This window comes from Acidovorax sp. Root217, assembly GCF_001428645.1.
Classification (GTDB): domain Bacteria; phylum Pseudomonadota; class Gammaproteobacteria; order Burkholderiales; family Burkholderiaceae_C; genus Acidovorax.
Genome location: NZ_LMIH01000002.1, coordinates 4,382 through 28,117, shown reverse-complemented (window position 1 = coordinate 28,117; position 23,736 = coordinate 4,382). Strand labels below are relative to the sequence as shown.

Below are 23,736 nucleotides of genomic sequence, written 5' to 3'. Positions count from 1 at the left end.
CTGTGATCGAACGGTCGACAAGCCACCGAGCAGCGAAGCACCTGCGGTTGCCACCCGGGCCGCATCGGCGCCAGACCAAAGTTCGGCTCGTTTCAGGCATGCACCTCTCGCTAGCCCGCATGGCTCTGCCAGAGTCCATTCGCGGATGCTACGCGGAGCTCGCTTGGCGGCCTGTTCGAGATGAATTCGTGCACTGGATTGGCAACCATGACGCAACGGGACTTTAGATTTCTCGCCGCCCTGCTGGGGTGCATCGCTGCAAGCCTTTTCTTCTTTTCGTGGGCCATGCAAACGCTTGGATAGCGTCATTCCATGATCGGGGCAGTGCTGAGTACGCTGTGTGGTTTTACGGCCAGACTGCAGCCGGCTTTCTTTTTGGCTGTGGGTGGAGTTGGGATCGTTTGGAAGTGGTGGCAAGGGCTGGCAGCCGCAAAGCGCCGAGAAATAAGGGCTGAACACCGTTCCAATGGTCAATGAGGCCGTCGCTGCAGTCGAGCCCCCCATGCTGGCCGACCGCAGTATCGTCAAGAAGTGGCCGGCTGTCCGGGTTCCGCTCCTGGGCTTCCACCCGCTTGCCCAGTAGGCTGCGCCGCAGGCGCTTCCTCCACCCCACCCCCCGCCTGCACCCTGAGCAACTTCCTGCGCACCATCTGAATATGGTTGCGCAGCGCATACAGCTCGTCCGCATACGACAGCGGCACGCTGATCTTTTCCACCTGCGCCTCCAGCGCGTCCAGGGCCTTGAGCATCTCGGGGTGGCCGGCGGGGTTGGTCTCCAGGGTGTCCTCGATCTCGCGCAGGCGGCCGTACCAGCGGAACACGCGTGAGCGCACGCGGAACTGGTACAGCGGCGGCACGATGCGCGACAGGGGCAGCAGCACGGCGATCAGCAAACCCATCACCAGCCACATGCGGTCGATGACATTGGCGATCCAGAAGGGCAAATACCGCTGCATCATGGGCACGGGCTCGTTGATGGCGCGCTCACCCTCCTTGGCGATGGGCAGTTCGCTGTGGCGGGTGCTGGGGAACTCGCGGGCGCGGTTGAACCAGCTGGCGCCGCTGTGCAGCTTTTGCGCGTTCTGCGCAAACAGGGTGAGCAGGGCAGGGTGCGTGCCGTCGCGTGCCAGCAGCGAGGTGGTGGTGGCCACCAGGCGGGCATCCAGCGGCGGGATGTTGCTGGCCAGGTCCACCACGCCGCGCGGCAAGGTCACGGGCGTCAGGTACGGAAAGCGCCGGGCATACGCCTCGTGCTGGGCAAAGTCCATCAGGTGCACGCCGGGGGTCTGCAGCAGCATCTGCACCATCAGCGATTCGGGGGCCGAGGCGAACACCAGGGCATCGAGCTTGCCGTCGAGAAAAGCCACGGTGGCGGGCGTCTGCTCCAGCTGCGACAGGCGCACCTGCTTGGGCTCCACGCGGTTGGCTTCGAGCAATTGCTCCATCAGGCGTGGCACGCCGCTGCCTTCGGACCCCACGTTCACGCGCAGGCCGCGCAGCTGGCGCAGGCTGTCCAGCCGGCCGGCGGCCGTCAAGCGCAGGGCCGAGTCGGCGCGGTAGAACAGCCAGATCGGCTCGACGAACAGGCTGCCCAGCGATGCCAGGTTGTCCGGGTCATCGGGCAGCAGCTCGGCCGTGCCGCCCTGCACAAAGGCCAGGTCGGCCTCGCCATCGCGCAGCAGCTGCAAATTGTGCGACGAGCCCGCGCTGGGCTTGAGCACCACCTCGATGCCATCGGCCGCCAGCGCCTTCTGGTAGCGCTTGCCGAACTCCTCGTACGCGCTTTGCGCAGGGCCGGTGGCCAGGGTCACCTTCTTGGGCGGGTTGGGGTCCAGCCACCAGTAGGCCGCCACCAGTAGGCCCACGGCCAGAAAGGCCAGCGGCCCGGCAGACAGGATCAGGTCGCGCAGGGTGAGGAAGGTGTTGCGGAAGGCCTGGGGCATGAAGAGCGGGTGGGGTGTTTGTAGAGGGCGGGTGAGCTGGCTGGGGCTGATGCGCCAGGGATGCAGGGCATGCTGCACCTTGTGGACTTCGCGATTATCCGTGCAGGCGATTGATGCACGGACGCCTGAGGGTGGTGAAAGGTATCCGTTGGTGAGTGCGCACCAAGGGCTTCACCCAGGGGGATACTGCGTCTACAGTACGAAGGTAGATGGTGATCTGTACAACGCCCTTCGTTATTACCGCCAGCTTGGTGCCGTCGCCGCTGGCTAGTATCTGGTGCCCATGACCGAACTCGACAACCTTGTGGACGAATGGATCATCGGCCAGTCCCATGGCGGCGTGGGCTCTGAGCAATGGAAGAGCCGCCAGCCCCTGATGCTGGAGGTGATGTCCCTGCCCGATGGGGAGCCTGAGCTGGCGTGGCAGTTCATTCTTGCCGTCATTGCGCGCAAGCCGCCGCAGCAGGTTCTCGAAATTCTGTCTGCGTTGCTGCTGGAAGACCTGCTGACCGCCCATGGCCCGCTGTTCATCGGGCGGGCGGCGCAACAAGCCGCTGCGTGCGATGTGTTCAAGAAGCTGCTCGGCGACGTGTGGCTCAGTTCCGACGACACGCCTGTATGGCGCGAGGTCTACGCCATTGCCGGGGTGGAGCCGCCGTTTCCGGACGGCTGGCGGGGTGAGGCCTCAGAAAGGCAGCCTCTTCCAGATGCCTGAGCATTGCACCCCCGCCGCATCCGCCGCGGTTGCCGCCATTGGCGCCTACCAGCGCTATGTCTCGCCCTACAAGGGCTTTTGCTGCGCCCACCGCGCGCGCACCGGGCACGCATCGTGCTCGCAGTTTGCGCGGCGGGCCATTGAGCGATGTGGCCTGCTGGCGGGTTTGCGGTTGTTGCGCCGCCGGCTGCAGGCCTGTGCGGGGTCCTACCGGGCCTTGATGGCCAGCGAGCAGAAGGCGCCCTATAGTGCGCCACTCAATGAGCCATGCCCCTTGTTCACCTTGCGCAACGCCAAGTGCTGTGGCGGCACCTCGCTGGCCTCGTGCTGGCCGTTCATGTAGGCCCCGGGGGCGCAGCCGGTTACAGGTTGGCAGAGGCGCCTGGCATGCAGTTGCGCTCGCCATGGCAAACTGGACCCACCACCTTTGGCGTTGTTGACTAGAGATGACCATCCTGACCCGCGAGAACCTCCGCAACGGCAGCTTGCGCCGCCGCATGAATCTGGTTGCCCACCCGGGGTGGTCCGACGAGCGGGTGGAAGAATCCTTTGCCCACGCCTGGGACAGCCGGCCCGAAGGGCCCACCTGGGTGTTCGGCTACGGTTCGCTGATCTGGAACCCGCTGATGCCCTTCGAAGAGCAGCACACGGCCACGCTGGCGGGCTGGCACCGCAGTTTCTGCCTGCGCTCCATCTCCGGGCGCGGCAGCCCCGAGCGGCCGGGCCGCGTGCTGTCGCTCATGCCCGGTGGTGCCGTGCAGGGCGTGGCCCTGCGCTTGCCCGAGGCCGATGCGCGCGACGAGGTGCGCATGCTGTGGACGCGCGAGATGACCGGCGGCGGCTACCACCCGCAGTGGCAGGCCGTGCAGCTGCAGGACGGCCGCAGCGTCACCGCCATCACCTTCGTGGCCAACCCCGACCACCCGCAGCACGAGCAGGACGCTTGTGCCGAGACCGTGGCCCGCCTGGTGGCGGTGGCCAAGGGCGTGTTCGGGCCCAATATCGACTACGTGCTGTCGCTGGACCAGGCGCTGCGCGAGCGCGGGCTGCACGATCCGTATGTGGAGGCCATCGTGCGGGGCATCAGGGATGCACAGGCCGAAGGATGATACGGATTTGCCTTCAACCGTCTAACTTCGTTGGTCCGCCTTGCCGTGCTACAGCACTGTCTGCGGCTTTCCGCCTAGTTATACGATTGAATGCAAATCCGTATGAGGGGTGCTGCCAGGCTCTTTTTCGTATCTGCTGGCCGCCGGCCAAGAGACAATGCGGGCTGGCCCCGTGTCCCAATCACCACCCGCTTTCTCTCGTTCACCCATGCCCATCCACGCCCTGATCCCCAGCCGCACCCTCCTGATCGCCGTCGACCCCGATGGCAGTTGGTCCCTGGCGGACGATGGCACGCCGGGCTCGGCGGACGTGGATTTTCGCCTGGAGATCACCGATGACGGCGGCAGCGGCTGCCTGCTGGTGTGCGCGTCGCTCGACGGCCGGCTGGCCGCCGACCACTGGTTCGCCTCGCTTGGCGAGGCCCAGGCCTTTGCGGCCGATGCGTTTGGCATCGGGGCGCAGGAGTGGGCCGCCACTGAAGGCTGATGCCGCAGCCCATCGCGTTGACAATCAATACACCCTGCACTTTTTACTCACCCAGAAGACTTTGCGATGACCGAGCCCATCGACCCCAACGATCCACTGGAAATCACGCAGCCTGCGGACCTCACCGAATCCGCGGACACCACGCAGCCCGCAGGGCTTGGCGACTCTGGGGAGCCCGCCGAGCCGGACCAGGATGCGCCCCCCGAGGTAATGCGCCTGATCGCCGCCCTGACCGCCATACCCGGCGTGACCCAGGCGCAGCTGGACAACACCTACCTGCCCGAGGTGGCGGTGTCCGACCTGTCCCTGCCGGGCCCCTATGCCGACCTGCCCATCGCCGCGCTGCGCCGGTCCAATGGCGCGCTGGAGAACGAGCTGCTGCTGTCGCTGGAGTTTCGCATCCAGCGCAACGAGGCCGGGCTGCGCGCTGCGGAGTTTCTGTCGTGGTGGGTGCGCGACCAGTCGCGCGGCGGCGAGAACATGCAGATCCGCAGCATCGGCCTGCCCCCCATGGTGGCGGGCGACCAGCAACTGGGCCGCACCTTGCGCTTCACCATCGACTGGTTCTACGCCGACCCATCGCAGGACATGGCCAACGTGCTCAGCGCCGTGGGCGGCAAAGCGCTGGCGCTGGAGCTGGCCACCAACATGTACAAGGATGCTTTCTAGCCGCCAGGCCGCCCACCGCCCGTGGGTGCACCCTGCATGACAAAGGCGCTGCGCCGATCTGCCGCGCGCCTGGCGCTGTTGCTGCTGGTCGTCGTGCCCGTGGCCGCCTGGTCGCTGGTGAAACCCGTGCGCGTGATGGCACCGGGCCTGGCCGGCATCGGCTGCAGACAGGGCGCCACGGTGTGCGTGGAAGACCCGGCGCGCGAAGCAGAAGCCCGCCAACTGCTGGCTGAAGGCATGGCCTTTGTCGCCAGCCACATCGCGCCGGTGGAGGGCTCGCCACGCTTCGTGTTCTGCTCCACGCAGGCCTGTGCCGACACCTTCGGCCTGAGCGCCCGCTCTGCCGTTACGGCAGGCACCTGGGGCACCGTCATCGGCCCGCGCGCCTGGGCGCCGCACTATGTGCGCCATGAGCTCATCCACCACCTGCAGGGCCAGCGCCTGGGCCTGCTGCCGCGTCTGCTCAAGCCCACGTGGTGGGTGGAAGGCATGGCCTATGCCTTGAGCGAAGACCCGCGCACACCGCTGGCCGAGCCGTGGGAGGGCCACCGGCGCGAATTCGATGCCTGGTATGGGCGGGTGGGGGCTGACCGGCTGTGGGCCGAGGCGGGGCGGTTGTGAGATCCTTGGTTCAATGACCATCTACCCCACCGAACTCATGGTGCTCGGCCTGTGGCTGGTGGCGCCTGCGCTGGTGCTGGGCCTGCTGGTGCTGTATGCCGTGCATGCGCGCTTTGGCCAGCGCATGGGCCTGCGCCCCTGGCGGGCTGGCAGCCTGCTGGTGGTGTTCGGCATCGCCATTGCGGCGCTGATTCTGGTGTATGCCCCGCCGGGGATGGCCCGGTCTCTGGGCCTGCGCGACATCCGTATCCTGGGCTGGCAGACCTACTGGGCGCCGGTGGGCTTCATGGCCCAGTTGCTGGCATTGCCCGTGGCGCTGTGGCTGGGGCGGGGGCGCTGACGCCTTTTCTCAGGGCGCGGCCCGCAAGCAGCAAGCTGCAAGCAGACGCTCAGGCCCGGTGCCGGGCTCGCGGCCATCACCTCTGTGCCGAACCCCTCAGTGGCCCGGTTGCCCGGGAGGGTCAACCACTGCCTCAGGTGGGCAGGGGACTTGTCGGTGCAGCAGCTGTTGCGCAGCGTTACCATGCAAGAGGTGCGTCAATCGCGGTCCGGCGCACCCAGCGGAAAGTACGGCCGAAAGTACCGCGCCTCGTCCACCGCACGCGCGAACGAAGGCCGCGCCAGCAGCCGCGCGCGGTAGGCTCGCAGCACCGGGTACTGTTCGGCAATCGGGTGCGTCCAGTCCGCATAGAACAGCGAGGGCGCCGCTGCGCAATCGGCCAGCGTGAAATGCTCGCCCGTGGCCCAGGTGCGGCCGGCCAGGCGGGTTTCGAGCCAGGCGTAGGCGCGGTCGAGCTTTTCCACGGCCAGGGCCATGCCGTCCTGGCGCTTGACCGGGTCGCCCGTGAGCGCGCCGTTCACGGCCAGCTGCATGGCGTTCATCACGTGCAGGTCGAAAAACCGGTCCATGAAGCGCACGTCGAGCGCATCCACCGGGTCGCTGGGTATCAGGCGCACGGGGCCTGGGTGCTTGAGCTGCAGATACTCGATGATGATGCTGGTCTCCACCACGTCGCGCGCGCCATCCACCAGCAGCGGAAACTGGCGCAGCGGCCACTTCGCCAGCCATGCGGCCGCATGCTCCGGCGCATCGGGCCCCAGCACGCGAAACTCGAAGGGCGTGGCGTTTTCGTACAGCGCGATCAGCACCTTCTGCGTGTACGACGAGAAGGGGTGGCCGTAGAGCACGAGCGGCGCTGCTGCGGGGGCCTGGGGTTCATGTGGGGCGGGCTGGTTCATCCGGGTCTCTTCCTGGGGGTGAAGGTGGATCGAAGGCGCACGGTACCACGCGGGCGCGGGCGGTTTTCTTGCCTCTACGGCGCGCGCCTGGTCGTGCCCGGCGGCACCAGGCCGCGCCGCGCGATGGGGGTGGAAAACACGATGGAGGTGCGGGTCTCGCCGTACTTGTTGATGGTGCCGATGAAGCGCTCCAGGTCGGCCAGGCTGGTGGCCACCACGGTCATCACGTACGAATCAGCGCCCGCCACGTGGTGGCACTCCAGCACCTCGGGGGCCGCGCGCAATCGGTCCAGCAGGGGTTTCTTGGCGGGCTGGGCCACGGTGATCCCGATGGTGGCCTGCACTGGGTAGCCCGCCTTGGCGGCATCCAACTGCGCCGTGAAGCCCTGCGCAATGCCCGCATCCAGCAACCGCTTGAGCCGCTCTGCGGTGGCGGCCACGGACAGGCCGGCCGCCTCGGCCAGTACCTTCAGCGGTGCCCGCGCGTCGCGCTGCAGTGCGCCCAGCAGGCGCCAGGCAGCATCATCCAGCTCGTGTGCCTGGGTTCTTGTCACAGCCATGTTTCACCAGAAAAAAGCGTGGTCCGGGCCCGATGGGCCGTAGCAATCCACTGTACCACCGGTGGTCTGGCGGCAGATGATCGTGTATCTCCAACCCATGCCTATTTGCACCATGTTCGACATACAGAATTACGCCAGCTTCATCGCCGCCATCCTGGTGTTCCAGGCCGTTCCAGGCGCTGGCACCATCGCCATCCTCGACGCCACGGCACGCGACGGCCGCAGCGCGGGCATGGCTGCGGTGTTGGGCACCCTCGCGGGGGATTGCCTGTTCATGCTGGCGGCTGCGGCCGGCCTGGCCGCGCTGCTGCAGGCGCAGCCCCTGGCGTTTCAGGGGCTGCAGTGGTTTGGTGCCGCCTACCTGTGCTGGCTGGGCGTGCAACTGCTGCGCAGCCAGCCCGGCGGCGCGGGCGCAGAGCCCGCCCGCGCGCAGACGGCAGGGGTGTATTTTCGCCGCGCCTTCATGGTGAGCCTGACCAACCCCAAGGTCATCCTGTTCTTCGTCGCGTTCTTTCCGCTGTTCCTCAAGCCCGGTGCCTCCGGCACCACGCTGGCGCTGATGATGCTGCACGTCACCGTGCTGAGCCTTGCCTACCAGGCCGCCCTGGTGCTGGTGGGCAACCTGGTGGCGGTGCGTCTGAAGGCGTTTCCCGGCGCCCGGCGCCTGGCCATACGGATTGCGGGTGTGGCCCTGGTTGGGCTGGGAGGGCGGCTGGCAGCTGGCATTCGCTGAATGCCTCCTGGCAGCGGCTTGCCTTTTTGCGCTGACGCATGCCTGCGGGGGGGAGCGCTGCAGGTATCGCCAGGTGCTCCGTGGAGTAGCCGTACAGGCTTCTTCTGCAGTGCCTTCCTCACGGTGCAGGCCACCGCCATTACGCTGGGCGCCACCATCTTGACCGGGAGAATGCGCATGCACATGTCCGTGGGATTCATCGTGGGCCTGATCGCCCGTTGCCTGCTGCTCGCGGCCCTGGCTTCGGCGAGCGTGGCCTGTTCGGTTCAGTGGTATGCAACGCCGTATCCTAAGCCCGAAGGGCTGGCGACCATCGGGTGGCTGCTGCAGTGGATGGCATTCCTGTGCATCTGGTTTGGCTTTCGCACGCTGAACCCGCTGGCGTGGATGCGGGGCGGGCTGGTGCTGTTTCCGCTGGCCCAGGCCTCCGTCCATTGGATGGCAGGAGAAATGGGCCTGACCCGGGACTTCATGGGATGGGGTGGCTTCCAGGCAATGTTCTGGCTGCACGCGATCATCTCGTGCTGCCTGTGCATGGCGGCCTACGGGGTCTATTTCATCCTGCGGCGGGTGCAGGGGCTCAGCGCCAACGTCATTGATGGGTGATGGGTGATGGTTGACGGGAGCCGCCGAAGCGCAGCCGAAGCAGGTGCCCCGGAAGACTGCTGCGTGCACTGCGGCCAGAGAACGGTGCAGCCAAGGGCGTGCTGCCGCGCGGTATCGGGCCGCGCCGCCATATTTCGCTGGCGCAAACCCCGGGCGGTTTCGATAATCGTGTGGCGGTGCAGGCTTGGGTGCCGTCGCCGTCAAATCCAAAACCAACAGGGGTGTCTTCCATGCGTCTCCCACGATCCACCATCCGCAGGCCTGCGCGCCTGGCGCTTGTCACCGCCATGCTGGCCGCCTGCGGGCTGGCCGGCGCGGCCACCACCTGGTCGCCCGACCGCCCCACCGAGGTGCGCATCGGCAGCCTGGTGGTAGGTGACACCAAGTACGACAACGTCGTCATCACCGTGGGCAACGTGCTGGGGTTCAGCGCCACGGGGCCCAACCGCACCTACGACAGCTTCAATCCGGCCAATGGGCAGGTCACCATCGCCACGCTGACGGTGGGCAGCCAGTCGTTCTATGACGTGGTGGTGACGGTGGGCGGGCTGGTCAGCGTGGGCGGGGGCGGCGCGCTGCCGGCCCTGGTGCCCAACGACCCGCTGTTCAGCCGCCAATGGCACCTCAAGAACACGGGCCAGAGCGGCGCGGGCGGCCCGGCCGCCCTGGCGGGCGAAGACCTCAACATCGGCAAGGCCTGGCAGTTGGCCACCGGCACGGGTGTGCAGATCGCGGTGATCGACGATGGCCTGGACATCTTTCACGAAGACCTGCGCGTGGTGGCCGGCAAGAGCTGGGACTACCGCACCAATGCCTATGGCGACCCATCGTCATCCACCAGCTCGCACGGCACCAGCTGCGGCGGGCTGGCGGCGGCCATCGGCGACAACAACCTGGGCGTGACGGGCGTGGCCTTCAACGCGCGCCTGGTGGGCTACAACCTGCTGTCGGCCACCACGGGTGCCTTCGGTGCCGACGCGGTGACCAAGGACCTGGCCAGCAACCACATCTACACCAACAGCTACGGCGCGGCCGACAGCAACGGCCTGCTGGCCCCGGCCGACGAGCTGTGGCGCGACGCCATCCGCACCGGCATCAGCACCGGGCGCGGCGGCAAGGGCGCCGTCTACACCTGGGCCGCGGGCAACGGTGCGCCCGAGGACCGCTCGGACTACGACGGCCAGGCCAACTTCCAGGGCGTGCTGGCCATCGGCGCGCTCAACGACCAGGGCCAGCGCTCCTCCTACTCCGAGCCCGGCTCCAACCTGCTGGTCACGGCCTATGGCGGCGAGTTCTGCTCCACGCAGACGACCACCACCACCGACGTATCGGGCGCGGGCGGCTACAACGACGGCAACAAGCCGCAGGACATCACCGGCAGCCCCAACTACACGCGCTGCATGAACGGCACCTCGGCCGCCACGCCGCAGGCGGCCGGTGTGGCCGCGCTGCTGCTGGAGACCAACCCCGCGCTCAGCTGGCGCGACGTGCGCGCCATCCTGGCCCGCACCGCGCGCAAGACCGACCCTGCCAACGCCGGCTGGGTGACCAACGGCGGCGGCCTGCACGTGAACCATGAGTACGGCTACGGCGCCATCGACGCGCTGGCCGCCGTGCGCGCAGCCCCGGGCTGGGCCCTGCTGCCCGCGCAGAAAACCGCCACCCAGGCCGCCACGCTGGGCAGCCCCCTGGCCATTGCCGACGACGGCCCCGCCACCACCAGCAGCCTCACCCTGCAGGGCAGCGGCATCGGCAAGCTCGAATTCGTGGACCTGGCCATCACCTCCAACCACACCAACGTGGGCGACCTGGAGATCACGCTCACCAGCCCCGCCGGCACGCGCAGCACGGTATCGGTGGTGCGCGAGTGCAAGGACACAGCGGCCAACGCCGTCACCTGCGGCGCCGCGCTGGAAGGGGGCTTCACCTTCGGCATCGCGCGCCTGATGGGTGAGGCCGCCGACGGCAACTGGACCCTGTCCGTGCGCGACGGCCGCACGGGCGAGACCGGCAGCGTCTCGGCCTGGAGCATCAAGGCCTATGGCTACTGAGTAGCCGCGCCGCCTGCTCCACCGCACACCACGCCATTTCACTGAATACCTGCTGAGGCCTCACACCATGAAGCTCCCCACTCTCTCCCTTCTGCGCCTTGCCGCAGTAGCCGTCGCTGCCGGTGCCATCGCCAGCGGCGCCCTGGCCGCCACCACGGCGCATTACTTCGACGGCGACACCCAGCGCAGCATCACGCTCGACACCAGCCTGGTCGCCGTCATCACCCCGATCCCCGAAGCGGGCAGCAATACCCAGGCGCGCAGCGTGGGCGAGGGCGCCAGCCCCGCACCCCTGGTGCAGCTGCAGCCCGCCAACCAGAGCGTGGCCAAGGGCGCCGGCACGCACACCTCACCCGTGTACCGCGAGGGCAACTCCCCCGCGGGCCGGCTGATGGCACTGCCCGGCGGCGTGGTCGTCAAGTTCAACACCGACTGGAGCGACGCCCAGGTGCGCGCGTGGGCCCAGGCCAAGGGCCTGGCGGTCACCCAGCGGCTGGGCACCACCAGCAACTGGTACCTGATCGCCACGGCCCCCGGCAGCGCTGCGCTGGAGCTGGCCAACAGCCTCAAGGCGGGCGGCGAAGTGCTGGCGGCCATGCCCAATTGGTGGAAGCAAACCGCAGCACGTTGAACCGCCCGCCAGGCCAGCCACGCCTCTCGCAAGGGGCGTGGATGTGCCATGGCGCGCGCGGCCCTGCTGCCCGCGCCACGCATGCAAGCACTATGTCCCACGTCCTTGAGCGCACGTTTTTCAACCTGTCCGTGGTCCGGGCCCCGCTGCAAGCGCTGATCGGCCAGTTCGCCAGCCTGCCGCCCCTGGTGGCTGCGCGCGCTGAAAGGGTGGCGCTGGCTTTTCCAGACCAGCCTTACACCGCAGCCCCTGGCGCCTTGCCGCTGCTGCTGTGGTCGCCTGCGTGCAGCCCGGGGCTCACGGCAGTCATGCCTCACGTCAGTTCGGGCGACTATTTTGTGTTGGAGTACGCATGCAAGCGATTCGGGCACGACGGTGCGGCAGTGCGCAGCAGCGCTGCGTCGGACGCAGAGCCCATCAACGAATTTGTCACCTACACCGGCAACTGCATGCAGCGCGCCGTGCGCGCGATGAAAGACTCGCCGCGCTGGGATTTTTATCAGCACGGCGACCCCTTGCCCTTCGAGTCGGTGGATGCCTACACCGCCCGCCGCGTGCGCGACCGGCTGCAACGCGAAGCCGTGCTGCGCTACCTGGAGGCCTGGGGCGCGCCGGTGCGGGATGCGGGGTTCTGGCGGAGCGCGCAGCAGGCCATCACCTTGGTGCGGGGCGCTTTTCCCGTGCAAGCGCCTGCCGGCTCCCGTTGAAGGAAGGACCGATCAAACCATGGATACGCCGGCCAGATTCGTCGCCACCCTTGCCGACCGGTGCTACGGACGCCTGGTACTGCCCCTGTTGCTGGGCCTGATGGCTGCCGTGGCGCTCACCCAGTGGGTCTCCTGGTTCACGGGCGGCATGGGCATCTGGCTGGTGCTGGGTGCCGCCGGCATCGGCATCCTGTGGCACTCCGATGCCGTGGCCACTGCCGCAGGCAAGCCCGCGACCGTGAGCACCCCCGTCGGAACACCAGCGGACTTCGCCTGGCAGGGCGAGCCCTTGAACATCTCCCGCCCCATCGCCGCGCTCGGACTGTGCCTGCTCGGCTTAGTCTGGGGTGGGCTGATCGGCTGGTGGGCCGGTGCACTCTGGGTCGGCGCCGCCGCAGTCGCCGTGGCGCCGCTTCCTATCGCCTTTCTCTGGGCGCTGGGCAACGGCCGGCCCATGCCCTGGGGCTACACGGCGTTTGCGGCCTGCGCGTTGCTTTCAGGGGTGGGGGTGCTGTGGGGGCTGGTGCACGCGATGGGGTGAGCCATTGGGCACTTCCGAATGGATCGCTCGGCCGAACTACACTGGAAAGGTGCCCTGCGGGGTTAAACAACTCAAGCGGAACTGGACGACGCATGAAGCAGGAACAGGCAGCAGCGCTGTACGAGATCTATGAGCGCGCTTTGGCCGTGCTGTATGAAGCGGAGCCTGTGATCCAGGCGCTGCCTGACGACGATGAGCGGCTTTCTGCTTTTCGCAGCTATGGCCAGGTCATCGTCAAGGTTCTTTCCTCCCTGCGCGCTCCCCTGGTGCTGGAGTACCCGGCGCTGGATACGAGCAGCCCGACAGAAGACGAGCCCGACACTTTGCTCGATCCAGAGGAGCAGGAGCTCGTTGACCGCCTGACGCCAGATCAGATACAGCGCATCGATGCGCAATTGCTGGCCGACTGTGTAGCTGGGCGGTGGCACAAGTCTGCGCGCATTGTCGGCACAGCCTGGCTGGCACTCTCCAAGGAACTTCCCGATGTACCCGTTGGCTACTACGCCCAGCGCGTGATTGCGCTTGTGGAGGCGGGCAGTCTCGAAGCGCAAGGGAACCTGCACTACATGCGTTTCAGCGAGGTTCGCCTGCACAGCAGAGCAGAAAGTTTCTGATGCTGCCCGCCGCGCAATCTCGGCTGCCATTCCCCACACGCGTAGCCCGGTGAAACCCCATGAATGAACTGCTCGACCCTCTCCTGGACATGCTTGCCGCGCCTCGCGTGCTGGTGTCGCTGGTGGCCGGGATCGTGGCGTCTGTCCTTCTGGCCGCCCATGTGCCCTGGTTCAGCGGCGGCATGGGCCTGGCGGTGGTGATTCTGTCGCCGGTGGCGGGGATGGCATGGGAGGCCCGGGCGGAGCAGGCCGCCCAGAGGCGGGCGGCACGGAGCCAGCGCGCTTCCAAGGTGTTCCTGGCGCTGCTGCTGTGCGCCGCGGGCCTGGCGTGGATGTTCATGGGGCGCCCGTTGGTCGGCTCCCTCGAGGGTCGCCTCGCCGTGCTGGCTTGCGCCCCGTTTGCCGTGGGCGGCCTGTATGCCCTGGTGTTCTGGCGCCCCGTGCCGATTCGCCCCCTGCTGTTCGCTACGGCTTCGCTGTGGTCCGGCGCGGGCGCGCTCTGGTGGCTGCTGGCCGCCCAGGGGTATTTGTGAGCGGTGCGGCAAGCGCATGCCTGGCGGGCAAAACAAGAGGAACAACAGAAAACGGGGCCGCGAAGCCCCGTCGTTCATTCTGAAGGGTGTCTTCGCTCAGGGCCTGCTGGCCCGCCGCTTCTTCTCAAACGCCACGCACTCCTGCACCGACAGCAGGTCGTTGTTGTCCGCATCCGCCGCCTCGAAATAGGCCATGCGTGCCTCCACCACTTCCTTGAACGATAGCTTGCCGTCGCCATCCTTGTCGGCGGCGGCCAGGCGCTTGATGCGGCCCTTGCCCATGCGCGGCACCTGGGCCAGTTCGATTAGTACAACGTGGCCGCTGGCGTCGGGCCCCAGGCTGTGCCAGCTCTGCACGATGTCCTGGTGGAACTCGTCGAGCGAGACATTGCCATCGTGGTCCAGGTCGGCCGCCGTGCAGATGGCCTGCAGGCGGTCGCCGGGTGTGCGGCCGGGGCCCTTCTTGTGCGGGTGGGCTGCCGCCGCCGCAGGCTTGGCGGCGGGTGCGTCAGCGGCCGTCTGTGCGGTGGCTGCCGTCGCCAGCAGCAGGCTGCAGGAGACCGCGCAGAGCAGGGGGATGGCTCGGTTCATCAGTGTCAGATTCTTCATGATCGGGTCCTTCTGCCTTACCACCACCAGCGTTGACTTGGGCTGCGATTGCACTGCCACACCATGGCCGGCTGCCCTTGGCGAATCTGGCCGTCCACCACGTCCAGGCACTTGCCGGACAGTTGGCTCACGATCTGTCCGCCGCGCGTCGTCCAGCTTTGGCTGGGGGCGCCTGAGCACGACCACAGCACCACGCGGGCCCCATCGCGCGGGTCGCCGCGCTCCACGTCCAGGCAAAAATCGCGCACGCGGATTTCGCCACCACGGCCTACGCGAAAGCGCTGCGAATCCGTGCCGTTGCAGGCAAACACCTGCAGCGCGTTGCCAGGGCGGAAATTGCCCTTGCTCACGTCCAGGCACAGGTTGCCATTGACGCGGATCTCGCCGCCCCGGCCGCCGCCGCCACCGTTGCCATAGTCCGGGTAGTCGGGCCGGCGGTCGTCGTCGTGCTTGTTGTGGTTGGCCAGCAGCGCAATGCCGGCAATGGCGGCCACGGCCGCTACGGCTGCGCCTGCGTTGTTGGAGCTGTTGTTGCCATTGCCCTGGGCATAGGTGCGCGTGATCTTGAAGCGCCCGCCGCAGCCGCCATTGGTCCACAGCTCGCGGTTGGTCAGGTCGTAGCCCCAGGTGCGGTTGAAGCGGCAGGCGCCCTGGGTCTGCTCGGCCAGGTCCACCTGGGTCACGTCGTCCGCCAGGCGGGCCGAGGTGTAGCCGCCGTTGGAGCGCAGGTCCACAAACTGCTCCTGCGCCTGCGCGGCCTGGGTGGCCAGCATCAGCGGCACGCACAGCAGCCAGGCGTGCCGCAGACGGATCACGGGTTGTGTGTTCATAGGTCTTTTCCTCCTTGTTGCATCGGGTTACTGCTATCGTGCCGGTGCACCCAGGGCGCGCCAGCATCTCTTCGTCGGCATTATGTGGGTTTGGCGTGTCGCCGGCGCGCTTGGCTGGCAACTACGTGGTAACTATCATCGTGCCCTATAAGATCCTGAACAGGTTCTAAGGTACCACCCATGCTCGCTGTTGCTGCGGCCCTGATCTGGCTGACCGGCCTGGCCCATTCCTTCCTGGGCGAGCGCTACATCCTCATCCGTCTGCTGCGGCGCGAGGACAGCCTGCCCAAGGTGCTGGGCAGCACGGCCTTCACGGCCGGCACGCTGCGCTTTGCCTGGCACCTGACCACGGTGGCCTGGTGGGCCCTGGCGTACCTGGTGTTCTTGCTGGTCGGCGGGCTGGTCCTGGCGGCGCGCGGGCAGGGGTGAATCCGCCCGCCATCGCGCCGCGCCGCGCGCCTCAGCCCTTGTCCGCCAGGGCCTGGAGGTAGGTGTCCGCAAAGTCCGTCTGCACCTCGATCCACAGGGGGCTATGGTCCGACATCTGCCAGGTGCGCCATTTCTGGTACAGCTTCTCGGGTGTCTTGGCGACGGTGGCTCCATTCTCCGGGTCCTTGGCAGGCATGTGGGCCTGGTAGACCGGCAGGTCTTCATCGCGGAACACGTCCTCGAAGATGTCCACGATGCCGCCACTGCGCACCTGAAAGCGCTCGTCCTTGACCCGCACCGCAATCTGGTCGTAGAAATGCATGCCCTTCTTGCGGACCTTGTCGCCGTCGATGGCCGCCGGTACTGCAAACCCGTGGCTCTTGAGTGCGGCCATGGTTTCGTGCTTGGGGCTCACCACATTGAAGTCGCCCAGCAGCACATAATTTTCCACGGCGCCCCGGCTGTCCTTTTCCTGCTTGCTGGCCTGGTCCTGCCGCTGCGCAAAGAACTTCGCCAGGCTCTGGATCTCGTCGATGCGCCGCTGCAACTGCGCGCCCGACTCCTTGCCGTAGTAGATATGCACCGTGCACAGGCTGAAGCGGAACCACCCGGACTGAAACGCCACCAGAAAGGGACTGCGGGCGAACTGCTGCTTGGCTTCGGTGTCGACGGTTTCCCCGTCCACCTTGACCGTCTTGGGTGACACGACCAGCTGCCCGTCGGGCAGCACGATTTCTCCGGCGATCTTGCGAAACCACACTTTTTCACGGTTGTAGAGAAACGCCATGCGCTCGCCATTGCCACCCGTGCCCTCGGTGGTGTCGGTCACGATGTAATCCCATTCGCGCCCCAGAATGCGAACCAGCTTCTCCAGCGGGCCCAGGTCGCGGTTCACCTCCTGCAGGGCCACCAGGTCAAAGCACGAGATGACTTCCGCCAGGTAGTAGAAGGTCTCGGCAAGCCGGGGGCCGAAGCCGAACTTGTTGGAGTCGAAATCCCGGATGTTCCAGGTCGCCAGCATCAGGTTGCTGTCGTTCCTGCGGCCCTTCAGTGGCGCCAGCCGCTGCCGCAGAGCGAGCAGCCGCTCGGCACAGCGCTTGCGCGCGTCCTCGTCTTCGATATCGCGGCGCAGGCCGGCGTACATGTTGGACATGGGAAGTTCTCCGTGGGTTGCAGGGCGACAGGATTGGCGCGCAGTATGCGGACGGATGTCTGCCCATGCAATCTTCAAATTGCCAAGCCGTTCTGCCCTGGTAGGAGATCGTCTTCGGCATCGCCACATCCTGGAACAAGGGCTCTCGCCTGCCCAGCTTGGTCACTTTTCTGTCCGTCAAACCCGCCGCGTGCTCGCCAGAGAGCAGGCTGATCCCTGCACCGTGACTTCCCCCTCGAACCTGGCGGTAGGCCCCCATGCCCCGGCCATTGCCGATTCCCCCATCAAGCCCTGCCATGTCCACCGGATGCGCACCGGGGCTTGCTGTGCCGCCTGCGCCAGTTCGGGGAAGGCGCGCGACAGCGAGATCGTTCCTTCGGCACTGGCTGAAGGCATGACCCTGACAGAGCCTGGGGGAGGTGCGTACCCCCATGCGACAGGCCCTTTCAGCGGCTGTGCATTTGCACCCTGGCTCTCTGCCGTGATGCGCAGGCTGCGCAACGCCGCCGCCCAGGGCGCCGTATCGCCCGACACCCAGACCGTGCGCTCGCTGCGGTTGCGCAGCCCGAACACCAGGTCGATACCGGTCGTGCTGGCCACGCAGCGGGTGTGCAGCTCCAGGATGTCCGCGGGCATATCGGCGGCGAGCGCAGCGGCGGCTGGCAGGGCAAGCGCCAACGCTGCGAGCAGGCGCCTTGCCTTGGATGGAATCGTGGAGCGTGCCATGGTCTGGTGTGGAATGCGGTGGTGTCGCATTGTGCCGCTGTCCGCGCGTGGCGAACCGGATGCACTACTCAGAACGTGTGCCGCACCCCCAGGTCCACGCCCGACGATGCCTGGTTGGCCGCCGTGGTGGCACTATTGAGCGCGGTGGTGGCCCCGCCGCTGTTGCGCACACGGGCATAGGTCGCGTACAGCGCCGTCCGCTTGGAGAGGTTGTGTACGTAGCCGACCGACAGCTTTTTCGTTTGCGGCGTGCCGCTGGCCGTGGTCTGGTACTGGGACCACTGCGCCTTCACCTCCCCGGTGCCCACGCGGTACACGCCGCCCACCTGCGCGCCGCGGCCCACCAGCCCACCCAGCGTCTCCACCCGGTCGCGGTAGATGCCCCCCATGGCCGTGAAGGGGCCGGCGTCGTAGCGTGCGCCCAGGTTGCTGGAGGTGATGTCCCCGGTGGTCGCGGTGCGCGCAAACCGGGTGCGCGCATGCGCGGCCGACAGGTTCAGTGGCCCCGCACGGTAGCCCAGGCGCACGCCACTGCCGGTGCCATCGTCCGCGGTGGGGCCGGCGTTGCCCGGGTTCTCGCCCCGGTAGTGCTGCAGCTCGCCGTACAGGCCGCCCAGGCCCGATGGCAGGAAGTACATGATGGCGTTGGACACCCGTGAGGACACCGGTCCGCCCAGCGAGCCCACATTGGTCTGCGATGAACCCACGCCGTTGTTGCCGAACGGGTCGAATTCGAAACGGTTGTAGTACTGCACAGCATAGTCGCGGCCCAGGCGGACTTCGCCCCAGGTGCCCGCCAGGCTCACGGTGGAGCGGCGCCCGAACACCAGGCCCCCGCCGCCGCTGGTGCCCGCCGCCTGGTTGCTGGTGTTGGTGGTGCCGAAGGTGCCGCTGTCCAGCGTCAGCCCGGCCTCCAGCCAGAAGCCGGCCGACAGCCCGCCACCCAGGTCCTCCGTGCCGCGCACGCCGATGCGCGATGAGGAGTTGCCGCCCGAGCCCAGTTGCGTGCGGTTGGCGGTGCTGCCCGCGCCGTACTGCAGGGCCGCATCGGCAATGCCGAACAGGGTGACGGAGGACTGGGCTGCCGCCAGGCTGCAGGTGGCCAGCAGTGCCAGCGGGGTGAGTGCGTGTTTCTTCTTCATGGGGGTCTCTGGGTGGTGGCAAAAAGAGCTACCGCAGGGCTGCGCCCGCCGGCCCTCCTTGCGAAAGCCCGGCGTGGGTGGCGCTGCGCGCCGCGCGGATTGCGGGGAACGGGAGGGGGCGAGGACCGTGGGGTCAGTCCATGGTGACGTTGGCCTTGCGGATCACCTCGGCCCAGCGCTGCGTCTCGAAGCGGACCAGGGCCGCATACTCGTCACTGGTGCCGGGCCGGGGCAGGGCACCCTGCACGGCCAGCAGGTCGGCCGTCGCCTTGTCCCGGGCGATGCGGTTGATCTCGGCCGATAGCTTGTCCACGATGGCCCGTGGGGTGGCGGCCGGGGCCAGCACGCCCGACCAGGAATCCACCACGAAATCGGGCACTCCCGCTTCGGCCATGGTGGGCACCCCGGGCAGCGAGGGCGAGCGCTCCGCCCCGGCGATGGCCAGCGCCCGGAGCTTGCCGCCCTGGATGTGTGGCAGCACCGTGGGCAGGTTCACAAACATCAGGTCGATCTGCCCGCCCAGCAGGTCGTTGTTGGCCGGACCGGCGCCCTTGTAGGGCACGTGCTCGAATTCGACATGGGTGCGCAGTTCGAACATCTCGCCGAGCAGGTGGTTCACGCCCCCCGTGCCCGACGAGCCCATGAAGAAGCGCTTGCCCGACTGGGCCTGCGCGATCAGTTCCTTGACGCTGCGCGCCGGCATCTTGTTGGACACCACCAGCACATTGGGCACCGTGGCAAACAGGGCCACCTGCGTGAAGGCCTTGTTGGGGTCATAAGGCAGGCGCTTGTAGAGCAGGGGGTGGAACGACTGGTGCGACGAAGCCGCCAGCAGCAGGGTGTGGCCATCGGGCGGCGCCTTGGCCACGAAGTCCGCGCCCAGGGTTCCGCCCGCGCCCGGCTTGTTCTCCACGATGACCTGCTGGCCCAGCGTGCGCGACAGCCGCTCGGCCAAGATGCGCGCCACGATGTCCACGGTGCCACCCGAGGCGAAGGGCACGACGAGCCGCACCGGACGCTCCGGGTAGGTGGCGGCTGCGGCTCCGCCGGCATGGCAGGCACCGGCCAGTGCGGCGCAGGCGATCAGCGCCTTGGCAAGGTTCTTCATCATCATGGTGTGGCCCCTTGAGGGTTGGCAACAGTGTGCGCCGAAACGCCCGCGAGCACCGCCACGTCATGCGCCAGCCGGCGGCGCACCGCGGCCAGGCGCTCGCGCACCGCGCCAGCCTCGGCCACGATGGCATCGAGGTGGCGCGACTGCGCCGCCGTGGCCTGGGCCACCTCCGCTGCTGCGGGGCCGCCGTTGCGCCGTGCATGGACGCTCTCGATGGGGTCCAGGTACTTGCGCAGCTTCTCTTCGCTCCAGCCCAGCGTAACCCCGATCACATCGACGGCGGCACGGTCCAGCATGGCGGGCGTGAGTTCGTCGGCACGCTGGCCCGCATCCAGTGCGATGCGCACCAGGCCGCCCACCACGTGGTGGGCGTCGCGGAACGACAGACCGCCTTCCGCCACCAGGCCATCGGCCAGGTCGGTCGCCACCGAGAAGTCCGAGCGCACCCGTTCGAGCATGGTGCGGGTGCGCGGCTCCACGCTGTCGATGACCAGCCCGAACAGCGCGAGCGAGCGCAGCGTCTCCTCGGTGCATTCCCAGAAGCTACGCATGCTCTCGCGGCTGCTGTCGCCAGCGTGGCTGAAGTTCGTGCCCTTCACCGCCACCAGAGAGGCCGTGAGCAGGCCGATGATGTGGCTGCTCTTGCCGCGCAGGTACTCCAGCACCACCGGGTTCTTCTTCTGCGGCATGATGCTCGACGTGCTGGCCACCCGGTCGGGAAAGGCCACCAGGCCCAACTCGGGCGTGGACCAGATGTGCAGGTCCTGTGCCACGCGGCCCCAGGTCAGCGCGACGATGGCCATGGCGGACATGGCCTCCCACGCAAAGTCCCGCGATGCCACGGCGTCGAGCGTGTTGGGCAGCACCGCGCCAAAGCCCAGCGCCGCCGCCGTCATCTCGCGGTCGATGGGAAAGCGCGTGCCCGCCAGTGCGCCGGCCCCCAGGGGCGAGGCGTCGATGCGTTCCAGCGCGCCTTGCAGGCGCTCCATATCGCGCCCCAGCGCCTGCGCCACGCCGCTGAGGTAAAAGCCGAAGGTGATGGGCTGCGCCGGCTGCAGGTGGGTGTAGCCAGGCATCACGGCGTCCGCGCATTCAACGGCCCGGCGCAGCGCGCTGCGGCGCACGCGGCCCAGCGCCTCGATCACGTCCAGCACCACGGCACGGGCCCGCATGCGGTCCATAGTCACCGCCAGGTCGTTGCGGCTGCGCGCGGTGTGCAGCCGCCCGCCCACGTCGCGGCCGGTGATTTCCATGAGCCGGGCCTCGTAGTTGAAGTAGGGGTCTTCCTTGGCGGGGTCGAGCTCCACCGCCGCAGGGCCCTCATCCTCCATCTGCAGCAACCCCCGGGCCAGCGCACTGGCCACTTCGGGTGCAATGATGCCGGTCTTGTGCAGCATCAGCAGATGCGCCTGGTTCACCTCGCCGAGGCTGGGGAACACGCGCTCGAAGTCGCGTGCAAGGCGCGGGCCATAGATGTGCTCGCAGATTTCGGGGGCAAGCGGCTCCTTGAGCCGGCGGCTGATTTTTGATTCCATACATCCGTCCTGGTTGGGGTGGACGAAGTATCAAAAGCCGCGCCGATGCTGGCAAATGACAGTTTTTCCCCTGCGCATACCAAATTGATATGCCCGGCCGCCGTGCGCAGCGTATGCTGCGCGGCGCACCCACCTCCACCATTGCCATGAACTTCAAGCAGCTCGAAACCTTCCGTGCCGTCATGCTCACGGGCTCCATGACCGTGGCGGCGCAGCAGCTGCACACCTCGCAGCCCAACGTCAGCCGCATCATCGGCAAGCTGGAGGCCGAGGTGGGCTTCGAGTTGTTCGACAGAACGCCCGGGCGGGTCGTCCCGACCAAGGCGGCGGAGGCGCTGTTCAAGGACGTGGAGCGCGCCTTCATCGGCCTCGACAGCGTGTCCGAATCCGCACGGGCGATCCGCGATCTGGGCGCCGGCACCTTGCGCGTGGCGGCGGCGGCATCGATATCGATGAGCGTGCTGCCGCTGGCCATCCGCCTGTTCAGCGAGCGCTACCCGCGCGTGCGCATCGTCGTCGCCACCAGCGAGTCGTCGATCATCGCCAACTGGATCGCCACGCAGAACTGCGATGTGGGCTTTGTCAGCTACGTACCCGACAAGCCGGGCGTGAAGGCCTCGGTCATCCACACCGAGAGCGCGGTCTGCGTCATGCCCTCGGGCCACCGGCTGGCGCGCAAGCGCTTCGTGCAGCCGCAGGATTTGAACGCAGAGCGCTTCATCTCACTGCCCAGCGGCAGCGCCTCGCGCCGCGCCGTGGACGCGGCCTTTGTGGACGACGGCCGCACCATGGTGCTGGAGACCTCCCACGCGGCCACCATCTGCCGCATGGCCAGCGAGGGCCTGGGCGTGGGGCTGGTCAACCCCATCGTCGTGCGCACCATGCGCCTGCCCGGTGTGGTGGCGGTCGCCTTCCGGCCGGACATCCCGTTTCGCAGCTACATGCTGCGCCCCCAGCTCGCTGCGCGCGACACGCACGCCGGCCATTTCGCGTCGTGCATGCGCTCGTCTTTCCAGGCCACGGCAACGACCAGCCGCCGTGGCTGATGCCGGCACTGGCCTTCTCAGATGCTTACCGCCCACCCCGTCAGCGTCTCCCGCTCCCCAGTAGTCCACTGAAACCGAGAAATCGACTGTGCGCCGGGGTGGCCGCGGGATGCAGCGCAAGGCGCGGGCTTTGCCTAGGCTGGCCGCCTTGGCAAAGCCCGCAACGCCGCGATGCGCCCGCTGCCTGGATTGCGGCCCTGCCAGACCCTCACGCACAGCCGATTTCTCGGTTTCAGTGGACCATGTGCGTTTTTCTCACGCATGCACATCGCAAATCTCGTTTGTCCGCATGGGGGGCGGCAGGGACCATAGGGCCCTTAACCAACCAGGGGGAGGGCACCATGCCGAAAACGACCAGCACCACTAAAACCTGCACCACCCGCGCCGCTGACGGCAGCGCAGGCGATGTCGACTACGGCGCCATGGGCAGCACTTATTCGTCGTACCGCCAGCCCGATCCGCGCATTGCAGCGTTGATCGAGCAGGCCCTGGGCGACGCGGCCACCACCGTGCTCAATGTGGGCGCAGGGGCCGGATCGTACGAACCCACAGGTCGCAGGGTGACGGCGCTCGAGCCCTCGCAGTCCATGCGCGACCAGCGGCCAGCGCACCTGCCGCGCGCCGTCGATGGTGTGGCCGAGCAACTGCCGTTTGCCGATGGCGCATTCGACGCGAGCATGGCCACCTTCTCCATCCACCAGTGGAGCGACGTGGAGGCTGGCCTGCGCGAGATGCGGCGGGTGACGCGCGGGCCGGTGGTGATCCTCACCTGCGACCCGGGCGCGGTGCAGGACTTCTGGCTGGTCGACTATGCACCCGAGGTGCTGGCCACCGAGGCGCGGCGCTATCCAGCCATGGACCGGATTGCGACGGCGCTCGGTGGGCGGGTGGAGGTGTTGCCGGTGCCGATTCCCTGGGATTGCAGGGATGGGTTCAACGAGGCGTATTACGGGCGGCCGGAGATGCTGTTGGTGCCGGCTGCGCGGACGGCTTGTTCGGCATGGGGTTTCGTGTCGGCCGAGTCGGCTGCGGCGAGTGTGGCGGCGTTGCGTGCTGATCTGGTCAGTGGTGTCTGGGATGCGCGGTATGGGGCCTTGCGCAGGCAGGCGGTTTATGAAGGGTCGCTTCGGTTGGTAGTGGCCCGTTGAGTTTTTGCTGCCTTTGCTGGCGGCATGCTCGTGCTCAAGGGCGGAGGCCGGGATGTGCGCCCGGCGGCGCAGTAACTTTCTCTTGCGTCGTCAAGAGAAAGTCACCAAAGAGAAGACGACCCCCAGTCTGCGTCCCCCATCGCCCGGTGGGCGATGGGGCAACCTGCGATGCTCGGATCTGGGGTGGGCGTCGCTGAACTCGCTGCGTTCTACGAACTCCGCTCAAACAGCTGCGGCAAGCCAGA

General features: G+C 67.6%; 28 protein-coding genes. 18 read left to right on the top strand and 10 right to left on the bottom strand.

Annotated features, from left to right (window positions below; translation table 11 throughout):
* Positions 1-524: 524 nt before the first annotated feature.
* Positions 525-1,943 (bottom strand): TAXI family TRAP transporter solute-binding subunit, encoded by a 1,419-nt coding sequence (locus tag ASE31_RS00700; RefSeq protein ID WP_057199630.1) that lies wholly within the window; start codon positions 1,941-1,943, stop codon positions 525-527.
* A 283-nt stretch (positions 1,944-2,226) separates the two neighbouring features.
* Here ASE31_RS00700 and ASE31_RS32010 point away from each other — a divergent pair, with 283 nt between their 5' ends.
* The 7 genes from ASE31_RS32010 to ASE31_RS00665 all read left to right on the top strand — a co-directional run bounded on the left by ASE31_RS32010 (position 2,227) and on the right by ASE31_RS00665 (position 5,884).
* The gene (locus ASE31_RS32010; protein ID WP_057199625.1) at positions 2,227-2,658 is read left to right on the top strand and encodes a DUF6869 domain-containing protein; all 432 of its coding nucleotides are present in this window, start codon (positions 2,227-2,229) and stop codon (positions 2,656-2,658) included.
* Positions 2,651-3,001 carry a membrane protein insertion efficiency factor YidD gene (gene yidD / locus ASE31_RS32005; protein ID WP_057199624.1) on the top strand — a complete coding sequence of 117 codons (351 nt, stop codon included), beginning with the start codon at positions 2,651-2,653 and terminating at the stop codon, positions 2,999-3,001. The genes ASE31_RS32010 and yidD overlap by 8 nt, the downstream gene beginning before the upstream one ends.
* Positions 3,002-3,104: 103 nt before the next feature.
* A complete protein-coding gene (locus ASE31_RS00685) occupies positions 3,105-3,767 on the top strand; it encodes a gamma-glutamylcyclotransferase (RefSeq protein ID WP_057199623.1) in 663 nt (220 codons plus the stop codon).
* Positions 3,768-3,975: 208 nt separating this feature from the next.
* Entirely contained in the window at positions 3,976-4,254 is a 279-nt protein-coding gene (locus tag ASE31_RS00680) for a hypothetical protein (protein ID WP_057199622.1), read from the top strand.
* 66 nt (positions 4,255-4,320) lie between these two features.
* On the top strand, positions 4,321-4,923 hold the full coding sequence (locus ASE31_RS00675; RefSeq protein ID WP_200961051.1) for a hypothetical protein: 603 nt from the start codon (positions 4,321-4,323) through the stop codon (positions 4,921-4,923).
* Positions 4,924-4,959: 36 nt separating this feature from the next.
* On the top strand, positions 4,960-5,544 hold the full coding sequence (locus tag ASE31_RS00670) for a hypothetical protein (RefSeq protein WP_057199621.1): 585 nt from the start codon (positions 4,960-4,962) through the stop codon (positions 5,542-5,544).
* Between the two features lie 13 nt (positions 5,545-5,557).
* Positions 5,558-5,884: a hypothetical protein gene (locus ASE31_RS00665; RefSeq protein WP_057199620.1), complete on the top strand. Its 327-nt coding sequence runs from the start codon at positions 5,558-5,560 to the stop codon at positions 5,882-5,884.
* A 197-nt stretch (positions 5,885-6,081) separates the two neighbouring features.
* Here ASE31_RS00665 and ASE31_RS00660 read toward each other — a convergent pair whose 3' ends face one another.
* Together ASE31_RS00660 and ASE31_RS00655 are read right to left on the bottom strand one after the other, a co-directional pair.
* The gene (locus tag ASE31_RS00660; RefSeq protein WP_057199619.1) at positions 6,082-6,783 is read right to left on the bottom strand and encodes a glutathione S-transferase family protein; all 702 of its coding nucleotides are present in this window, start codon (positions 6,781-6,783) and stop codon (positions 6,082-6,084) included.
* A gap of 74 nt (positions 6,784-6,857) precedes the next feature.
* Entirely contained in the window at positions 6,858-7,343 is a 486-nt protein-coding gene (locus tag ASE31_RS00655) for an Lrp/AsnC family transcriptional regulator (RefSeq protein WP_057199618.1), read from the bottom strand.
* A gap of 97 nt (positions 7,344-7,440) precedes the next feature.
* On the opposite strand from ASE31_RS00655, the gene ASE31_RS00650 reads away from it, so the two are divergent.
* The 8 genes from ASE31_RS00650 to ASE31_RS00615 all read left to right on the top strand — a co-directional run bounded on the left by ASE31_RS00650 (position 7,441) and on the right by ASE31_RS00615 (position 13,759).
* On the top strand, positions 7,441-8,076 hold the full coding sequence (locus tag ASE31_RS00650; RefSeq protein ID WP_235514191.1) for a LysE family translocator: 636 nt from the start codon (positions 7,441-7,443) through the stop codon (positions 8,074-8,076).
* 177 nt (positions 8,077-8,253) lie between these two features.
* A complete protein-coding gene (locus tag ASE31_RS00645) occupies positions 8,254-8,682 on the top strand; it encodes a hypothetical protein (RefSeq protein WP_157412281.1) in 429 nt (142 codons plus the stop codon).
* Between the two features lie 230 nt (positions 8,683-8,912).
* Complete coding sequence (locus ASE31_RS00640) at positions 8,913-10,733, top strand: S8 family serine peptidase (protein WP_082603963.1); 1,821 nt, start codon at positions 8,913-8,915, stop codon at positions 10,731-10,733.
* Positions 10,734-10,800: 67 nt separating this feature from the next.
* A complete protein-coding gene (locus ASE31_RS00635) occupies positions 10,801-11,364 on the top strand; it encodes a hypothetical protein (protein ID WP_057199614.1) in 564 nt (187 codons plus the stop codon).
* Positions 11,365-11,456: 92 nt separating this feature from the next.
* The gene (locus ASE31_RS00630) at positions 11,457-12,071 is read left to right on the top strand and encodes a hypothetical protein (protein WP_057199613.1); all 615 of its coding nucleotides are present in this window, start codon (positions 11,457-11,459) and stop codon (positions 12,069-12,071) included.
* Between the two features lie 19 nt (positions 12,072-12,090).
* Positions 12,091-12,612, top strand: a complete 522-nt coding sequence (locus ASE31_RS00625; protein WP_057199612.1) for a hypothetical protein — start codon at positions 12,091-12,093, stop codon at positions 12,610-12,612.
* Positions 12,613-12,704: 92 nt separating this feature from the next.
* On the top strand, positions 12,705-13,226 hold the full coding sequence (locus ASE31_RS00620; RefSeq protein WP_057199611.1) for a DUF3658 domain-containing protein: 522 nt from the start codon (positions 12,705-12,707) through the stop codon (positions 13,224-13,226).
* 59 nt (positions 13,227-13,285) lie between these two features.
* Positions 13,286-13,759, top strand: a complete 474-nt coding sequence (locus ASE31_RS00615) for a hypothetical protein (protein WP_057199610.1) — start codon at positions 13,286-13,288, stop codon at positions 13,757-13,759.
* Positions 13,760-13,855: 96 nt separating this feature from the next.
* Here ASE31_RS00615 and ASE31_RS00610 read toward each other — a convergent pair whose 3' ends face one another.
* Together ASE31_RS00610 and ASE31_RS00605 are read right to left on the bottom strand one after the other, a co-directional pair.
* On the bottom strand, positions 13,856-14,368 hold the full coding sequence (locus tag ASE31_RS00610; RefSeq protein ID WP_057199609.1) for an EF-hand domain-containing protein: 513 nt from the start codon (positions 14,366-14,368) through the stop codon (positions 13,856-13,858).
* Positions 14,369-14,385: 17 nt separating this feature from the next.
* Complete coding sequence (locus tag ASE31_RS00605; RefSeq protein WP_057199608.1) at positions 14,386-15,198, bottom strand: lectin; 813 nt, start codon at positions 15,196-15,198, stop codon at positions 14,386-14,388.
* 180 nt (positions 15,199-15,378) lie between these two features.
* On the opposite strand from ASE31_RS00605, the gene ASE31_RS00600 reads away from it, so the two are divergent.
* The gene (locus tag ASE31_RS00600; RefSeq protein ID WP_057199607.1) at positions 15,379-15,627 is read left to right on the top strand and encodes a hypothetical protein; all 249 of its coding nucleotides are present in this window, start codon (positions 15,379-15,381) and stop codon (positions 15,625-15,627) included.
* A gap of 31 nt (positions 15,628-15,658) precedes the next feature.
* On the opposite strand, the gene ASE31_RS00595 is transcribed toward ASE31_RS00600, so the two are convergent.
* The 5 genes from ASE31_RS00595 to argH form a co-directional block, all read right to left on the bottom strand.
* Entirely contained in the window at positions 15,659-16,780 is a 1,122-nt protein-coding gene (locus tag ASE31_RS00595; RefSeq protein WP_057199606.1) for an endonuclease/exonuclease/phosphatase family protein, read from the bottom strand.
* A gap of 177 nt (positions 16,781-16,957) precedes the next feature.
* The gene (locus tag ASE31_RS00590) at positions 16,958-17,506 is read right to left on the bottom strand and encodes a hypothetical protein (RefSeq protein WP_157412279.1); all 549 of its coding nucleotides are present in this window, start codon (positions 17,504-17,506) and stop codon (positions 16,958-16,960) included.
* 68 nt (positions 17,507-17,574) lie between these two features.
* The gene (locus tag ASE31_RS00585) at positions 17,575-18,648 is read right to left on the bottom strand and encodes a porin (RefSeq protein WP_057199604.1); all 1,074 of its coding nucleotides are present in this window, start codon (positions 18,646-18,648) and stop codon (positions 17,575-17,577) included.
* 133 nt (positions 18,649-18,781) lie between these two features.
* A complete protein-coding gene (locus ASE31_RS00580; RefSeq protein ID WP_057199603.1) occupies positions 18,782-19,756 on the bottom strand; it encodes a tripartite tricarboxylate transporter substrate binding protein in 975 nt (324 codons plus the stop codon).
* A gap of 2 nt (positions 19,757-19,758) precedes the next feature.
* Complete coding sequence (gene argH, locus ASE31_RS00575; protein ID WP_057199602.1) at positions 19,759-21,297, bottom strand: argininosuccinate lyase; 1,539 nt, start codon at positions 21,295-21,297, stop codon at positions 19,759-19,761.
* A gap of 89 nt (positions 21,298-21,386) precedes the next feature.
* Here argH and ASE31_RS00570 point away from each other — a divergent pair, with 89 nt between their 5' ends.
* Complete coding sequence (locus tag ASE31_RS00570; protein WP_235514188.1) at positions 21,387-22,343, top strand: LysR substrate-binding domain-containing protein; 957 nt, start codon at positions 21,387-21,389, stop codon at positions 22,341-22,343.
* Positions 22,344-22,684: 341 nt separating this feature from the next.
* On the top strand, positions 22,685-23,491 hold the full coding sequence (locus ASE31_RS00565) for a class I SAM-dependent methyltransferase (RefSeq protein ID WP_057199627.1): 807 nt from the start codon (positions 22,685-22,687) through the stop codon (positions 23,489-23,491).
* Positions 23,492-23,736: the final 245 nt, after the last annotated feature.

Excerpts from the sequence above, each read along its gene's own strand:
- ASE31_RS00645 (WP_157412281.1), top strand. The coding sequence starts at position 8,254 with ATGCACATGTCCGTGGGATTCATCGTGGGCCTGATCGCCCGTTGCCTG.
- ASE31_RS00635 (WP_057199614.1), top strand. The coding sequence starts at position 10,801 with ATGAAGCTCCCCACTCTCTCCCTTCTGCGCCTTGCCGCAGTAGCCGTC.
- ASE31_RS32010 (WP_057199625.1), top strand. The coding sequence starts at position 2,227 with ATGACCGAACTCGACAACCTTGTGGACGAATGGATCATCGGCCAGTCC.
- ASE31_RS00655 (WP_057199618.1), bottom strand. The coding sequence starts at position 7,343 with ATGGCTGTGACAAGAACCCAGGCACACGAGCTGGATGATGCTGCCTGG.
- ASE31_RS00665 (WP_057199620.1), top strand. The coding sequence starts at position 5,558 with ATGACCATCTACCCCACCGAACTCATGGTGCTCGGCCTGTGGCTGGTG.
- ASE31_RS00595 (WP_057199606.1), bottom strand. The coding sequence starts at position 16,780 with ATGTCCAACATGTACGCCGGCCTGCGCCGCGATATCGAAGACGAGGAC.
- ASE31_RS00650 (WP_235514191.1), top strand. The coding sequence starts at position 7,441 with ATGCCTATTTGCACCATGTTCGACATACAGAATTACGCCAGCTTCATC.
- ASE31_RS00640 (WP_082603963.1), top strand. The coding sequence starts at position 8,913 with ATGCGTCTCCCACGATCCACCATCCGCAGGCCTGCGCGCCTGGCGCTT.
- ASE31_RS00700 (WP_057199630.1), bottom strand. The coding sequence starts at position 1,943 with ATGCCCCAGGCCTTCCGCAACACCTTCCTCACCCTGCGCGACCTGATC.
- ASE31_RS00630 (WP_057199613.1), top strand. The coding sequence starts at position 11,457 with ATGTCCCACGTCCTTGAGCGCACGTTTTTCAACCTGTCCGTGGTCCGG.
- ASE31_RS00625 (WP_057199612.1), top strand. The coding sequence starts at position 12,091 with ATGGATACGCCGGCCAGATTCGTCGCCACCCTTGCCGACCGGTGCTAC.
- ASE31_RS00580 (WP_057199603.1), bottom strand. The coding sequence starts at position 19,756 with ATGAAGAACCTTGCCAAGGCGCTGATCGCCTGCGCCGCACTGGCCGGT.
- ASE31_RS00670 (WP_057199621.1), top strand. The coding sequence starts at position 4,960 with ATGACAAAGGCGCTGCGCCGATCTGCCGCGCGCCTGGCGCTGTTGCTG.
- ASE31_RS00600 (WP_057199607.1), top strand. The coding sequence starts at position 15,379 with ATGCTCGCTGTTGCTGCGGCCCTGATCTGGCTGACCGGCCTGGCCCAT.
- argH (WP_057199602.1), bottom strand. The coding sequence starts at position 21,297 with ATGGAATCAAAAATCAGCCGCCGGCTCAAGGAGCCGCTTGCCCCCGAA.
- ASE31_RS00685 (WP_057199623.1), top strand. The coding sequence starts at position 3,105 with ATGACCATCCTGACCCGCGAGAACCTCCGCAACGGCAGCTTGCGCCGC.
- ASE31_RS00675 (WP_200961051.1), top strand. The coding sequence starts at position 4,321 with ATGACCGAGCCCATCGACCCCAACGATCCACTGGAAATCACGCAGCCT.
- ASE31_RS00660 (WP_057199619.1), bottom strand. The coding sequence starts at position 6,783 with ATGAACCAGCCCGCCCCACATGAACCCCAGGCCCCCGCAGCAGCGCCG.
- ASE31_RS00610 (WP_057199609.1), bottom strand. The coding sequence starts at position 14,368 with ATGAAGAATCTGACACTGATGAACCGAGCCATCCCCCTGCTCTGCGCG.
- ASE31_RS00605 (WP_057199608.1), bottom strand. The coding sequence starts at position 15,198 with ATGAACACACAACCCGTGATCCGTCTGCGGCACGCCTGGCTGCTGTGC.
- ASE31_RS00620 (WP_057199611.1), top strand. The coding sequence starts at position 12,705 with ATGAAGCAGGAACAGGCAGCAGCGCTGTACGAGATCTATGAGCGCGCT.
- ASE31_RS00565 (WP_057199627.1), top strand. The coding sequence starts at position 22,685 with ATGCCGAAAACGACCAGCACCACTAAAACCTGCACCACCCGCGCCGCT.
- ASE31_RS00680 (WP_057199622.1), top strand. The coding sequence starts at position 3,976 with ATGCCCATCCACGCCCTGATCCCCAGCCGCACCCTCCTGATCGCCGTC.
- ASE31_RS00570 (WP_235514188.1), top strand. The coding sequence starts at position 21,387 with ATGCCCGGCCGCCGTGCGCAGCGTATGCTGCGCGGCGCACCCACCTCC.
- ASE31_RS00615 (WP_057199610.1), top strand. The coding sequence starts at position 13,286 with ATGAATGAACTGCTCGACCCTCTCCTGGACATGCTTGCCGCGCCTCGC.
- yidD (WP_057199624.1), top strand. The coding sequence starts at position 2,651 with ATGCCTGAGCATTGCACCCCCGCCGCATCCGCCGCGGTTGCCGCCATT.
- ASE31_RS00585 (WP_057199604.1), bottom strand. The coding sequence starts at position 18,648 with ATGAAGAAGAAACACGCACTCACCCCGCTGGCACTGCTGGCCACCTGC.
- ASE31_RS00590 (WP_157412279.1), bottom strand. The coding sequence starts at position 17,506 with ATGGCACGCTCCACGATTCCATCCAAGGCAAGGCGCCTGCTCGCAGCG.